Consider the following 12,002-nt stretch of genomic DNA (forward strand, 5'->3'; position numbering starts at 1 on the left):
GTTTCCCATGCTGCGTACCTTCCTCCTGCTGGCTGCCTTCTTCGGTTTCACCGGCGTTGCGCTCGGCGCCTTCGCCGCCCATGGCCTGAAGAAACAACTGAGCGCCGACTACCTGGCGATCTTCCAGACCGGCGTGCATTACCAGATGCTCCATGCCCTGGCGTTGCTGGCGGTGGCGCTGCTTTCCACGCAGGTCGGCGGGCGTCTGATCGGCGCCGCCGGCTGGCTGTTCGTCGCCGGCATCCTGGTGTTTTCCGGCAGCCTCTATGCCCTGACGCTCAGCGCCACCCCGGTGCTCGGCGCCATCACCCCGATCGGCGGCCTGTGCTTCCTCGGTGGCTGGCTGTGCCTCGGTCTGGCGGCCTGGAAGCTGGCCTGACCCGCAGGTCCGGGCGGGGACGAATGACCGCCCCGCGCCTTGGTCAACGCCGGCGATCGGGCTAGAATGCCGACCCCTCTCACCGCGACGGTCCTGCCCATGCGAATCCAGTTGAATGGCGAACCCTTCGAGCTGCCCGATGGCCAGACCGTGGCCGCACTGCTCGAGCGTCTGGACCTGGGTGGGCGCCGCGTCGCGGTCGAACTGAACCTGGACATAGTGCCGCGCAGCCAGCACGCCGCCACCGCCCTCAAGGAGGGCGATCAGGTGGAAGTGGTGCATGCCATCGGCGGCGGCTAGCGCGTCAGTAGTGCCGCGAATTCAGGCCCCGCCCCACCTCCCTTTGCCGAGGATAGAACCGATGAGCCAAGCGTCTTCCACCCTGCCGGTCGACAAGCCCTTCACCCTGGCCGGGCGCACCTATGCGTCGCGCCTGCTGGTGGGCACCGGCAAGTACAAGGATCTCGACGAGACCCGTCTTGCCATCGAGGCCTCCGGTGCGGAAATCGTCACCGTGGCGGTGCGCCGCACCAACATCGGCCAGAACCCCGACGAGCCGAACCTGCTCGACGTGATTGCGCCGGACCGCTACACCATCCTGCCGAACACCGCCGGCTGCTACGACGCCGTCGAGGCGGTGCGCACCTGCCGCCTGGCGCGCGAACTGCTGGATGGCCACAAGCTGGTCAAGCTGGAAGTCCTGGCTGACCAGAAGACCCTGTTCCCCAACGTGGTGGAAACCCTCAAGGCCGCGGAAGTGCTGGTCAAGGACGGCTTCGACGTCATGGTCTACACCAGCGACGACCCGATCATCGCCCGCCAACTGGCGGAGATCGGCTGTATCGCGGTGATGCCGCTGGCCGGCCTGATCGGCTCCGGGCTGGGTATCTGCAATCCCTACAACCTGCGCATCATCCTCGAAGAAGCGACGGTCCCGGTGCTGGTCGACGCCGGCGTGGGCACCGCTTCCGACGCCACCATCGCCATGGAATTGGGCTGCGAGGCGGTGCTGATGAACACTGCCATCGCCCACGCACAGAACCCGGTGATGATGGCCGAAGCGATGAAGCACGCGATCGTCGCTGGTCGCCTGGCTTACCTGGCCGGGCGCATGCCGCGCAAACTCTACGCCAGTGCGTCGTCGCCGATGAGCGGCCTGATCGGCTGATCCCGGCGCGACGCCCACAGCGGGCCGGCTCGCTTCGACGGGCCGGCCCGTCTTCACTTTCACTGCCCCGTTTTTCCAAGGTCCGAGCATGAGCGATACCCAGCAACCCCAGACCGACAACGCCGCCGAGCGGCCGATGCGCACCATCAAGAGCTTCGTGATGCGCGCCGGGCGTATGACCGAGGGCCAACAACGCGGTCTCGAACAGGGCTGGCCGCGCTTCGGCCTGGAACTGGCCGATGGCCTGCGCGATTTCGACCAGGTATTCGGCCGCCAGGCGCCGCGCACCTTCGAGATCGGCTTCGGCATGGGTCATTCGACCCTGGAGATGGCCGCCGCCGCGCCGGAGCAGGACTTCATCGGCGTCGAAGTGCACCGCCCCGGTGTCGGCGCGCTGCTCAACGGCATGCTGGCGCAGAACCTGAGCAATATCCGCGTGTACAGCTGCGACGCCCTGGAAGTGCTGCGCGACTGCGTCGCCGACGCCAGCCTCGACCGCGTGCTGCTGTTCTTCCCCGATCCCTGGCACAAGGCGCGCCACCACAAGCGACGCATCGTCCAGCCGGCCTGGGCCGAGCTGGTGCGGCAGAAGCTCAAGGTCGGCGGCGTGCTGCACATGGCCACCGACTGGCAGCAGTACGCCGAGCACATGCTGGAAGTGATGAACGCCGCGCCGGGCTACCGCAACCTGTCGGCCGACAACACCTATGTGCCGCGTCCCGAAGAGCGTCCGGTGACCAAGTTCGAGCGCCGCGGCGAACGCCTCGGCCACGGCGTCTGGGACCTGAAGTACCAGCGCGTCGATTGATCCAACCGTCATTCCGGGGGCCTGCGCATGCAGGCCCTTTTTTCATGGCCGAACCAAACGCCAAGGCCTGGCTGGCGCCTGCTGCGGCTCAGTCGATCAGCTCCGCGCCGACCACGGTGATGTCCGGCAGGCTCATCGGCGCCGGCGTGATCTGCAGGTATTTGATGCTGTCCCGTGGGATGAGCAGCAGGTCGCCGTCCACCTCGATGCTCAGGTAGGGCGAATCCAACTGCTTGCGGATGCCGCGGACGATCTCGACGGGGTCGTCATGCTGCTGCGGGAAGCGCAGCGCCAGGCGCTGGCCATCGATGAAGTGCAGGTACAGGTGCTTGATCGCTTTCATGGTTCCTCCCGCCGCCGGATGGCGTCAGCAGAAACACTAGCAGCGATCCGCCCGCAGGCGGCCGATCGCTCAGCTGCGGTCGGCGATCATGCCGATGACGAAGAACAGCAGGAGCAGCACCGGCGCGAGGGTGTAGTTGTTGAAGTAGTTCAGCCCATGGGCCAGCCAGGGGGTGACGAAGACCATCGCCAGGCCGTAGCCGACGGCGCAGATCAGCACGAACAGCAGGGTGCGGAAGACGAAGTTGAGGCTGCCGATGCGCTGTTGGATCCAGGCATTGATGGCTGGACCAAAGAGCACCAGCAGGGTGGCCATGATCGCCAGCGCGATGTCGGACAGATGGCTGCGGCTCCAGCGGGAGGCACTGGCGATCAGTTCGAGGGCGAAGTTCATGGGGGCTCCTGGACGGATGGCGGTCGTCGGGCAGTTTACACGCCCGCTGTCGGGCGTGGCAGAGGTGCCGGCGCCTGGCTGGCGGCGACGCCGGCGATCCTGAGCGGCATCAGGGCAGGAAGTGCTGCAACAAGTCGTTGAGGAACAACTGGCCGCGCTCGGTGGGGCGCAGGCGCTGCTCGTCCTCGGCGAGCAGGCCGGCCTGGCGCGCCTGGCGGCAGGCGGCTTCGATGTTTTGCAGCGGCAGGCCGGTGCGTTCGCTGAACAGCGCGGTGGGCACGCCGTCGACCAGGCGCAGGGCGTTCATCATGAACTCGAAGGGCAGGTCGGCCGGCGCCAGCGGGCGTTCGCCGGCCTGGAAGGCCTTGTCCGGGTTCAGGTAGTCCTTCGGCAGACGGGTCTTCCAGGTGCGCACGATGTGCCCGTCCGGGCTGCTCAGCTTGGCGTGGGCACCGGCGCCCAGGCCGAGGAAGTCGCCGAAGGTCCAGTAGTTCAGGTTGTGCCGCGCGCGGCGGCCGTCGCGGGCGTAGGCCGAGGTTTCGTACTGGACGAAACCGGCCTCGGCCAGCCGGGCCTGGCCGGCTTCCTGGATTTCCCAGAGGGCGTCGTCTTCCGGCAGCTCCGGCGGCTGGCTCCAGAACACCGTGTTCGGCTCCATGGTCAGCTGGTACCAGGACAGGTGCGTCGGCCCTAGTTCGATGGCCTGATCGATGTCGGCGAGGGCGTCGGCGACACTTTGCTGCGGCAGGCCGTGCATCAGGTCCAGGTTGAAGTTGTCGAAGCCGGCGCGGCGCGCCATCGCCGCGGCGCGTATCGCTTCGCCGCCGTCATGGATGCGCCCCAGGGCCTTGAGCTTGTCGGCCTGGAAGCTCTGTATGCCGATCGACAGGCGGTTGATGCCCAGCGCGCGGTAGTCGGCGAACTTGGCCTGCTCGAAGGTGCCCGGGTTGGCTTCCAGGGTGATCTCGATGTCGCTATCGAATCCGACCTGACGCTCCAGGCCGTCGAGGATGCGGCCCAGGGCCGTCGCCGAGAACAGGCTGGGAGTGCCGCCGCCGAAGAAGATCGAGGTCAGCTTGCGCCCGTACACGTGGCCGGCATCGGTCGCCAGGTCGGCGAGCAGGGCGCGGACGTAGTCGTCTTCCGGCAGGTCGGGCCCGGCGGCGTGGGAGTTGAAATCACAGTACGGGCATTTGCGCACGCACCAGGGGATGTGCACGTAGGCGGCCAGGGGCGGCAGCCTGAAGCTCGAAGCCTGAGGCTCGATGTCGCGTGTGGCCCCGGGCTTCCAGCTATCGATCGTCATAATCCCAGTCGCTGCTTGAGCTGAGCCATGGCGCGGGCGCGGTGGCTGATGCGGTTCTTGTCTTCCGCGGCCAGTTCGGCGCTGGAGCATTCGCGCTCCGGTACCCAGAACAGCGGGTCGTAGCCGAAGCCATTGGTGCCGCGCGCCTCGAACAGGATGCGCCCGTGCCACAGGCCCTCGCAGAGGATCGGCAGCGGGTCGTCGGCGTGCCGGACCAGCGCCAGCACGCTGACGAACTGGGCGCCGCGCTGTTCTTCGGGCACGTCCTTGAGGGCATCGAGCAGCTTGGCGTTGTTGGCGGCGTCACCCAGGCCGTCGGCGTAGCGCGCGGAATAGATGCCGGGGGCGCCGCCGAGGTAGTCCACCGCCAGGCCCGAGTCATCGGCCAGCGCCGGCAGGCCGGAGACCCGCGCGGCATTGCGTGCCTTGAGGATGGCGTTTTCGACGAAGGACAGGCCGGTTTCCTCCGGCTCGATGTCGCTGAACTCACCGATCGAGCGCACGCGCACATGGCCACCGAGCATGGCCTGGAGTTCCTTGAGTTTGCCGGCGTTGTGACTGGCCAGCACCAGTTGGTCGAACGTGATCATTCGTCGGGGAAGATTTCCTGAAGGAATTCGAAACTTTGCGGGGCGTCCTTGCCGGCCTTGACCGTGATGCTGAAGGTCAGGGTGTCACGGCTTTCGATGGGGAACTGCGCCAGGTGGTAGACCGCGCCTTCCTCGACCACGCGCTTGAAGGTCAGCGGAATTTCCTGGCCGAGCAGGTTCTTCGCGCTGCCGCTGACCACCGCCTCGACCGGCTTGCCCTTGGCGTCCAGCGGGACGATGTTGACCACGCCCTGGGTCTTGCTGCGCACCACGCCGACCGCCGCTGCTACGTTGGGCTGCAGGAAGCTGGAGTTGTACACGCTGTAGTGGACCTGGAGGTCGCCCAGGCGTTTGACCTGCTCGGCGACGGCCGGCAGGGCGAGGAACAGGCAGAGCAACAGGGTGGCTAGGCGGCGCATGGTTTTCTTCTCCTGGGGGTTCGAGGCCCTGGGCGGTTCAGACGGCGATGCGGTGGTCCTGAATGCTTGGACCGCTGACCCGATAGATACCGATCTCACCCAACAGATTAGGCCAAACTCGGCAGACCCAGCGATGACGGTGGTCACGATCCACCGCCAGGCGGTCAAGGACGCGCAGGCGCTGTTCGCGGCACAGCGCCTCGAAGTCCTTGAAGGTGCAGAAGTGGATGTTCGGCGTGTTGTACCAGGTATAGGGCAGGAACTCGGAAACCGGCATGCGCCCGTAGCGCGCCAGGTCCCAACGGCAGCGCCAGTGGCCGAAGTTGGGGAAGGTGATGATGCAGGTGCGGCCGACGCGGAGCATTTCCTGGAGGATCTTGTCCGGGTAGTGCACGGCCTGCAGGGCCTGGGTCATGACGACGACGTCGAAGCTGTCGCTGGCGAAGCTGCCAAGGCCTTTGTCGAGGTCCTGTTCGATGACGTTGACCCCGCGTTCGATGCATTTGGCGATGTTCGCGCCATCGATTTCCAGGCCGTAGCCGCTGACCTGCTTGTGGTCGCGGAGCCAGGCGAGCAACTCGCCGTCACCGCAACCGAGGTCGAGCACCCGGCTGCCGGCGGGGATCCAGTCTTGGATGATTTCCAGGTCGGCGCGCATGGTGGTCCTTTATACGCTGATGCGGTTCATGTAACCGCTGAAGGCTTGCAGGTAGCGGGGAATCGGCATGAGGAAGGCGTCGTGGCCTTGCGGTGCGTCGATCTCCAGGTAGCTGACGTTCTTCTTCGCGGCGACCAGGGCGTCGACGATTTCCCGCGAGCGCGCCGGGGAGAAGCGCCAGTCGGTGGTGAAGGACATCAGGCAGAAGTCTGCCTTGACCTCGGCGAGGGTGCGGGTCAGGTTGTCGTCGTGGGCGGCGGCCGGGTCGAAGTAGTCCAGCGCCTTGGTCATCAATAGATAGGTATTGGCATCGAAACGGGTGGAGAACTCTTCGCCCTGATAGCGCAGGTAGCTCTCGACCTGGAACTCGACGCTGTTGAGGTCGTAGTTGAGCTTGTCGGTCTTGAGCACGCGGCCGAATTTCTCGCCCATGGCGTCGTCCGACAGGTAGGTGATGTGCCCGACCATGCGCGCCAGGATCAGGCCGCGCTTGGGGATCACACCCTGTTCCTGGAAGTGTCCGCCGTGGAAATCCGGGTCGGAGATAATCGCCTGGCGCGCGACCTCGTTGAAGGCGATGTTCTGCGCCGACAGCTTGGGCGCGCTGGCGATGCAGATGCAGTGACGCACGCGCTCCGGGTAGCTGATGGTCCATTGCAGTGCCTGCATGCCGCCGAGGCTGCCGCCGACCACCGCGGCCCACTGGCGGATGCCCAGGCGGTCGGCCAGGCGCGCCTGGCTGTGCACCCAGTCTTCCACGGTGACCACCGGGAAGTCGGCGCCGTAGATGCGCCCGGTCGCCGGATTCGGGCTGGCCGGCCCGGTGGAGCCGTTGCAGCCGCCAAGGTTGTTCAGCGCGACGACGAAGAACTTGCGGGTATCGATGGCCTTGCCCGGGCCGATGCAGCTGTCCCACCAGCCCGGCTTGCGCTCGTCGGGGCGGTGGTAGCCGGCGGCATGGTGGTGGCCGGAGAGCGCGTGGCAGATCAGCACGGCGTTGCTCGCCGTGGGGTTCAACTCGCCGTAGGTCTCGATCACCAGCTGGTATTCGGGCAGCGTCTTGCCGCAGGCCAGGGCCAGCGGCTCGCTGAAATGCAGCGTCTGGGGTGAGACCAGACCGACGGAATCTTCGGGGAAGACTGTTGGCATCGACCCAGCTCGTTAATAAAGGAGGGCGACAAGTCTAAAGAGCACCGCCCACTGCGGCAAGCAGCGTGCTTGCCGGGGGCGCGTCAGGCGCGTTGCGAGCCGGGCAGGGTGACCACGCGGGCCTGGCGCTGCAGTGGCGCCGGTCGGCGCAGCAGGCGGAAGATTTCCGACGCCTCGGCCAATTGCTTCTCCAGTTCTTCCTGGTAGCGACCCATGAGCAGGGAGCGTCGGCGCGCCTGTTGGGTTTCCTGGGCCAGGGCCTTGAGCCGCAGCATGTGGGTTTCCAGTAGCTGCTTGTTCTCCAGGGTGTACTGCATCAGCGGCATCAGGGCATCGGCGGCCCAGTGCTCGGCTTCCTCGCGCAGGCGCTGGTGCAGGTTGATGACTTCGCGCGCCAGGGTGGAGAAGAAGCGCCGGCTCAACAGGCGCTGCTCGGTGAGCAGCGTCTTCAGGTGCAGGCGGAAGCGGTCGGCCTTGTCCTGCAGGCGGGCCAGTTCGCGCACGTAGCGTTCGACGTCGAAGATCGGTGCGTCCAGGGCGTTCAGCGGGTTTTCCCGGTTGTGCCGCTGGTAGATGGCATCGACGATGCGGTTGGCCAGTTCGGCCTCATGGCGCAGGGTGTAGAGGTCGCCTTCGACGGCCTGGAAGAACCCCAGGATCGCCTGGTTGATGCCGAGCGTGGTCCAACTGCCCTGGAGTTTCTCCCGCACCCGCTCCAGGTGGTGTTCCAGGCGTTCGCTGCGCAGCGTGTGGCGAAGCAGTTCGCCCTGGCGGCGCAGCAGGCGCTGATTGGTCTTCAGGTTGAGCAGGCGGCGGTGGTGCTGGCCATGGTCGTCCTTGGTGCGCGCGGTCATTTCGAACAGCAGTTGGCCGCTGTCCTGCTGCTGGCCGTCGAGCAGCGTCCGCTGCTCGCGTATCCGCTCCAGGCGGGTGCGCAGGGTCTGCTGGCTGTTGTGCAGCAGGGACAGAACCTGGCCGACCACGGCTTGCTCCAGCAGGCGCTCCTTCTGCGCCACGATGCGCTCGCAGAGCAGCGCTTCGAGGTTTTCCAGTTGACTACGGGCGAGCAGGTCGCGGTCGCCGCGGACCTTGGCCAGCAACGCCTGCTTGGCCGACAGTGGCAGCACGGCATCCTGGCCAATGCCCAGCTGACGCGCGGTGGATTCACGAATTCTCTGGATGGCGTTGCCCACGAAGGCATCGCCGGCGAGGTCATCCCAGAGCACGTCGACCTTGTTCAGCACCGCATAGAGGCTGCATTGGCCGTCTTCGCCGAGTTGCCGCACGTGGTCCTGCCAGATCGCCATGTCGGAGGCGGTGATGCCGCTGTCGGCGGCCAGCAGGAAGAGCACCGACTGGGCGCTGGGGAGCATCGACAGGGTCAGCTCCGGCTCGCTGCCGAGGGCGTTCAGGCCAGGGGTGTCGAGGATGCGCAGGCCCTGGCGCAGCAGCGGATGGTCGAAATTGACCAGGGCATGGCGCCAGGCCGGGACCAGCACCATGCCGGGCCGGTCGGTGCTCTCCAGCATGTCTGGAAGGAATCCCAGCTGGATGGCCTGCTCCACCGGCATGGCCTTGGTCCGCGCGACCTGGGCGAAGGCGTCGGCCATGTTCGCCGGGTCGGAGGTGTCCAGCGGGATGTTCACCCAGTGCCGCGGCACGCGCTTGAACTGGGCGATGCTGGCGTCGGCCATGCGCGTTTCGATGGGCAGCAGGCGGATGTAGGGGCGTTCCGAGCGGGGATCGAAGAACAGCTCGGTCGGACACATGGTGGTGCGTCCGGCGCGCGAGGGCAGCATGCGCTGGCCATATTCGGAGAAGAACAGGCTGTTGATCAGCTCGGTCTTGCCGCGGGAGAACTCGCCGACGAAGGCCAGGGTGATGTGGTCCTGACGCAGCAGGCGCAGGGCGCGCTCCAGGCGGTTGTCGACGTCCGCAGTGTTCAGCCGGCAGTGCTCCAGCCAGGTGCGGTAGCGCGTGATGTCCCGGATCAGTTCCCGCTTCCAGGTGACGTAGGCGTCGATCTGCTGACTGAGTCGCTCCATGCTCATCCGGGTGTTCCTTAGGCTGGCGCGTCCTGCGCAGGGGAAGAGTTGGGCGAATTATGCGGTGCGCCGGGGGGCCGTCAATTGGCCTCCTTCACATTCCTGCGCGTAAGGTCAGTCAAGGCGACCGAGCGGTTATCCCCAGCTCCGCCGGCAGCTTCGCCGGGCGTGGGATGCGCACGCGCTTCTGCCGGTTCAACTCGCCGCTTTCCAGCACTACCGTGCTCTTCGGCACGCCGAAGGCCTTGCCGAGGAAGGCCAGCAGGTGGGCATTGGCCTTGCCTTCGATGGGCGGCGCGGTGAGGCGGATTTTCAGGCGTTCACCGTGCAGCCCGGCGAACTCGTCGCGGCTCGCCTTGGGCTGCAGGTGGCAATCGAGGATCAGGTCCTCGCCGTCCCAGCGGTAGAAGCTCATCGGGCTATCGGACTCCTGGCGTGCGCGGGCCGGCGCGCGACGAAGCGGGGGCAGCCGGGGATGCGCGCGCCATGTCTGGCAACTGCGCAAGCACCGGCTACCCCAGGGGGTATCGCCGCCGCGGCGGTTTTTACATGAACGGGCTGAGGATCTGCGGCATGCCGGTCATCGCGGCCAGATTGCCGATCACCAGCATGTCGATCAGTTTCAGCGCGATGAAGGCGAAGATCGGTGAGATATCCAGGCCGCCGAGGTTCGGCAGCAGCTTGCGGAAGGGCGCCAGCATCGGCTCGCAGATCTGGTTGACCAGTTGCGCGCCGGGGTTGTAGCTGCCCGGCGCGACCCAGGAGAGGATCACGCTGACGATCAGGGCGAAGAAGAACACCTTGAGGAACAGCGAGGTGACGGCGATCAGCGACCACACCAGCAGTTGCAGGATGTAGCCGGCGACACCGTAGCCCATCAGGGTCAGGGTGACGACCATCAGCACCAGTTGCACCAGTATCGCCAGCACCAGCGAGGCCAGGTCGATGCCGCCGAAGCCGGGGATGACCTTGCGCAGCGGGTTCAGCAGCGGCTTGGTGGCGCGCACGATGAACTGGCTCAGCGGGTTGTAGAAGTCGGCGCGCACCAGTTGCAGGATGAAGCGCAGCAGGACGATCAGCAGGTACAGGCTGCCAAGGGTCTGGATGACATAGATGGCAGCGGTGGAAAGTCCGGTCATGTAAGGCTCCTTATTGCCCCAGTTGTTCGGCCAGCTCGGCGGAACGGTGGTCGGCGGCGGCCAGGGCGCGTTCGACCAGTGCTTCGAATCCATTCGCCTGGAAGGCAGTGATGGCGGCCTCGGTGGTGCCCTTGGGCGAGGTCACTCGACGGCGCAGTTCGGCCGGGCCGACGTCGCTGGCCAGCGCCATGCGCGCGGCGCCGAGGGCGGTCTGCAGGGTCAGGCGGGCGGCGACGTCCGCGCTCAGGCCGAGCTTCTCGCCTGCGGCGGTCATCGCTTCCATGAGCAGGAAGAAGTAGGCCGGGCCACTGCCGGAGACGGCGGTGACGGCGTCGATCTGCTTTTCGTCGTCCAGCCACAGGGCGATACCGACGGCGCCGAGGAGGTGTTCAGCCTGCTGGCGTTGGGCGGCGCTCACCTGCGCGGTGGCGTACAGGCCGCTGGCGCCTTCGCCGAGCAGTGCCGGGGTGTTCGGCATGCAGCGCACCAGGGTCTGGGTGCCCAGCCAGCGCGCCAGGCTGGCGCAGGGGATGCCGGCGGCGATGGAGACGATCAGTTGGCCCGGTTCGAGCAGCGCGGCCAACGGCTCGCAGACCTGCTTCATGACTTGCGGCTTGACCGCCAGGACCACCACGTCGGCGCCGGCGATGGCGCTGGCGTTGTCTTCGAAGACCTGGATGCCGTGCTCGGCGGCGATCTTCGCGCGTTGCTCGGCGCCCGGGTCGCTGGCGCGGATGTACTCGGCAGGCACGCCCTGGGCGCGCAATCCACCGATCAGGCTGGCGGCCATGTTGCCGGCGCCGATGAAGGCGATGCGGGTAGTGCTCATGGGAAGCTTTCCTTTATCAAGGGGTGGTGCCGTAGTCGCGCGCGCCGAACAGCGCGGTACCGATGCGTACCCAGGTGGCGCCTTCGGCGATGGCGGCTTCGAGATCGTGGCTCATGCCCATGGACAGGGTGTCCAGCCCCAGGTCCAGGTCGATCATGAGCTGGCGCAGGCGGGCGAAGGCGGCGTGCTGGGCGGCGATGTCCTCGGTGGGCTCGGGAATCGCCATCAGCCCGCGCAGGGTCAGATTGGGCAGTGCGTGGACGGCCCGCGCCAGTTCCGCCAGCTCTTCGGGCGCGCAACCGGACTTGCTGGCTTCGCCGCTGACGTTGACCTGCAGGCACAGGTTCAGCGGCGGCAGCCCCGCCGGGCGTTGTTCGGAGAGGCGCTGGGCGACCTTCAGGCGGTCCACCGAGTGCACCCAGTGGAAGTGCTCGGCGATCGGCCGGGTCTTGTTCGACTGGATCGGCCCTATGAAATGCCAGGTCAGCGCCAGGTCGGCCAGTTCGCTCTGCTTGGCGAGGGCTTCCTGCAGGTAGTTCTCGCCGAAGTCGACGAGACCGCAGGCGTGGGCGGCGCGAATGTCGGCGGCGGGTTTGGTCTTGCTCACCGCCAGCAAGCGCACGCTCTCCGGCGCGCGTCCGCAAGCTTGCGCCGCCTCACGGATGCGCGTGCGAACCTTTGCAATATTCTCTGCTATCGTGGACATTACCTGCGCTCTACCGCCCGGCTGCTGCGAGTTCAGCGGCATTCTACCTGCTTGCATTGGATTGGGGAGT

Annotated in this window: 16 protein-coding genes; 4 read left to right on the forward strand and 12 right to left on the reverse strand. The window is 66.6% G+C overall.

The genetic code is table 11. The annotated features are described in order from the left end of the window. The first annotated feature begins 7 nt into the window (after positions 1-7). The 4 genes from BLQ74_RS17380 (at position 8) to trmB (ending at position 2,355) form a co-directional block, all read left to right on the forward strand. Positions 8-379: a DUF423 domain-containing protein gene (locus tag BLQ74_RS17380; RefSeq protein WP_090264429.1), complete on the forward strand. Its 372-nt coding sequence runs from the start codon at positions 8-10 to the stop codon at positions 377-379. A gap of 99 nt (positions 380-478) precedes the next feature. Beyond that, positions 479-679, forward strand: coding sequence for a sulfur carrier protein ThiS (thiS, locus tag BLQ74_RS17385; protein ID WP_090264431.1), 201 nt, complete (start codon positions 479-481; stop codon positions 677-679). Between the two features lie 61 nt (positions 680-740). Beyond that, positions 741-1,547, forward strand: coding sequence for a thiazole synthase (locus BLQ74_RS17390; RefSeq protein ID WP_090264433.1), 807 nt, complete (start codon positions 741-743; stop codon positions 1,545-1,547). Positions 1,548-1,683: 136 nt separating this feature from the next. After that, entirely contained in the window at positions 1,684-2,355 is a 672-nt protein-coding gene (trmB, locus tag BLQ74_RS17395; RefSeq protein WP_244507223.1) for a tRNA (guanosine(46)-N7)-methyltransferase TrmB, read from the forward strand. An 88-nt stretch (positions 2,356-2,443) separates the two neighbouring features. On the opposite strand, the gene BLQ74_RS17400 is transcribed toward trmB, so the two are convergent. From BLQ74_RS17400 to BLQ74_RS17455, 12 genes are all read right to left on the reverse strand, one after another. Beyond that, a complete protein-coding gene (locus BLQ74_RS17400) occupies positions 2,444-2,698 on the reverse strand; it encodes a hypothetical protein (protein ID WP_090264438.1) in 255 nt (84 codons plus the stop codon). A 69-nt stretch (positions 2,699-2,767) separates the two neighbouring features. Further along, positions 2,768-3,091 (reverse strand): DUF3392 domain-containing protein, encoded by a 324-nt coding sequence (locus BLQ74_RS17405; RefSeq protein WP_090264440.1) that lies wholly within the window; start codon positions 3,089-3,091, stop codon positions 2,768-2,770. 109 nt (positions 3,092-3,200) lie between these two features. Next, positions 3,201-4,397: a radical SAM family heme chaperone HemW gene (gene hemW / locus BLQ74_RS17410; RefSeq protein WP_090264442.1), complete on the reverse strand. Its 1,197-nt coding sequence runs from the start codon at positions 4,395-4,397 to the stop codon at positions 3,201-3,203. Continuing rightward, on the reverse strand, positions 4,394-4,987 hold the full coding sequence (gene rdgB / locus BLQ74_RS17415; RefSeq protein ID WP_090264444.1) for an RdgB/HAM1 family non-canonical purine NTP pyrophosphatase: 594 nt from the start codon (positions 4,985-4,987) through the stop codon (positions 4,394-4,396). Before rdgB ends, hemW begins: the two co-directional genes overlap by 4 nt. Further along, positions 4,984-5,406, reverse strand: a complete 423-nt coding sequence (locus BLQ74_RS17420; protein WP_090264446.1) for a DUF4426 domain-containing protein — start codon at positions 5,404-5,406, stop codon at positions 4,984-4,986. The genes rdgB and BLQ74_RS17420 overlap by 4 nt, the downstream gene beginning before the upstream one ends. A gap of 37 nt (positions 5,407-5,443) precedes the next feature. Further along, complete coding sequence (gene metW, locus BLQ74_RS17425; protein ID WP_090264449.1) at positions 5,444-6,064, reverse strand: methionine biosynthesis protein MetW; 621 nt, start codon at positions 6,062-6,064, stop codon at positions 5,444-5,446. Positions 6,065-6,073: 9 nt separating this feature from the next. Then, a complete protein-coding gene (gene metX / locus BLQ74_RS17430) occupies positions 6,074-7,213 on the reverse strand; it encodes a homoserine O-succinyltransferase MetX (protein ID WP_090264451.1) in 1,140 nt (379 codons plus the stop codon). An 83-nt stretch (positions 7,214-7,296) separates the two neighbouring features. Continuing rightward, positions 7,297-9,264 (reverse strand): dynamin-like GTPase family protein, encoded by a 1,968-nt coding sequence (locus BLQ74_RS17435; RefSeq protein WP_090264453.1) that lies wholly within the window; start codon positions 9,262-9,264, stop codon positions 7,297-7,299. Between the two features lie 112 nt (positions 9,265-9,376). Continuing rightward, a complete protein-coding gene (locus tag BLQ74_RS17440) occupies positions 9,377-9,673 on the reverse strand; it encodes a DUF167 domain-containing protein (protein ID WP_090264455.1) in 297 nt (98 codons plus the stop codon). A 130-nt stretch (positions 9,674-9,803) separates the two neighbouring features. After that, positions 9,804-10,397 carry a YggT family protein gene (locus tag BLQ74_RS17445; protein WP_090264457.1) on the reverse strand — a complete coding sequence of 198 codons (594 nt, stop codon included), beginning with the start codon at positions 10,395-10,397 and terminating at the stop codon, positions 9,804-9,806. A gap of 10 nt (positions 10,398-10,407) precedes the next feature. Beyond that, positions 10,408-11,226 carry a pyrroline-5-carboxylate reductase gene (gene proC, locus BLQ74_RS17450; protein ID WP_090264459.1) on the reverse strand — a complete coding sequence of 273 codons (819 nt, stop codon included), beginning with the start codon at positions 11,224-11,226 and terminating at the stop codon, positions 10,408-10,410. Between the two features lie 16 nt (positions 11,227-11,242). Then, positions 11,243-11,932, reverse strand: coding sequence for a YggS family pyridoxal phosphate-dependent enzyme (locus BLQ74_RS17455; protein ID WP_090264461.1), 690 nt, complete (start codon positions 11,930-11,932; stop codon positions 11,243-11,245). Between the last annotated feature and the right edge of the window lie 70 nt (positions 11,933-12,002).

Origin of the sequence: Pseudomonas panipatensis (assembly GCF_900099785.1) — a bacterium.
In the GTDB taxonomy this organism is placed as follows: Bacteria; Pseudomonadota; Gammaproteobacteria; order Pseudomonadales; family Pseudomonadaceae; genus Pseudomonas; species Pseudomonas panipatensis.

Excerpts from the sequence above, each read along its gene's own strand:
- BLQ74_RS17435 (WP_090264453.1), bottom strand. The coding sequence starts at position 9,264 with ATGAGCATGGAGCGACTCAGTCAGCAGATCGACGCCTACGTCACCTGG.
- hemW (WP_090264442.1), bottom strand. The coding sequence starts at position 4,397 with ATGACGATCGATAGCTGGAAGCCCGGGGCCACACGCGACATCGAGCCT.
- metW (WP_090264449.1), bottom strand. The coding sequence starts at position 6,064 with ATGCGCGCCGACCTGGAAATCATCCAAGACTGGATCCCCGCCGGCAGC.
- thiS (WP_090264431.1), top strand. The coding sequence starts at position 479 with ATGCGAATCCAGTTGAATGGCGAACCCTTCGAGCTGCCCGATGGCCAG.
- BLQ74_RS17440 (WP_090264455.1), bottom strand. The coding sequence starts at position 9,673 with ATGAGCTTCTACCGCTGGGACGGCGAGGACCTGATCCTCGATTGCCAC.
- BLQ74_RS17400 (WP_090264438.1), bottom strand. The coding sequence starts at position 2,698 with ATGAAAGCGATCAAGCACCTGTACCTGCACTTCATCGATGGCCAGCGC.
- BLQ74_RS17420 (WP_090264446.1), bottom strand. The coding sequence starts at position 5,406 with ATGCGCCGCCTAGCCACCCTGTTGCTCTGCCTGTTCCTCGCCCTGCCG.
- BLQ74_RS17445 (WP_090264457.1), bottom strand. The coding sequence starts at position 10,397 with ATGACCGGACTTTCCACCGCTGCCATCTATGTCATCCAGACCCTTGGC.
- metX (WP_090264451.1), bottom strand. The coding sequence starts at position 7,213 with ATGCCAACAGTCTTCCCCGAAGATTCCGTCGGTCTGGTCTCACCCCAG.
- trmB (WP_244507223.1), top strand. The coding sequence starts at position 1,684 with ATGCGCACCATCAAGAGCTTCGTGATGCGCGCCGGGCGTATGACCGAG.
- rdgB (WP_090264444.1), bottom strand. The coding sequence starts at position 4,987 with ATGATCACGTTCGACCAACTGGTGCTGGCCAGTCACAACGCCGGCAAA.
- BLQ74_RS17455 (WP_090264461.1), bottom strand. The coding sequence starts at position 11,932 with ATGTCCACGATAGCAGAGAATATTGCAAAGGTTCGCACGCGCATCCGT.
- proC (WP_090264459.1), bottom strand. The coding sequence starts at position 11,226 with ATGAGCACTACCCGCATCGCCTTCATCGGCGCCGGCAACATGGCCGCC.
- BLQ74_RS17390 (WP_090264433.1), top strand. The coding sequence starts at position 741 with ATGAGCCAAGCGTCTTCCACCCTGCCGGTCGACAAGCCCTTCACCCTG.
- BLQ74_RS17405 (WP_090264440.1), bottom strand. The coding sequence starts at position 3,091 with ATGAACTTCGCCCTCGAACTGATCGCCAGTGCCTCCCGCTGGAGCCGC.
- BLQ74_RS17380 (WP_090264429.1), top strand. The coding sequence starts at position 8 with ATGCTGCGTACCTTCCTCCTGCTGGCTGCCTTCTTCGGTTTCACCGGC.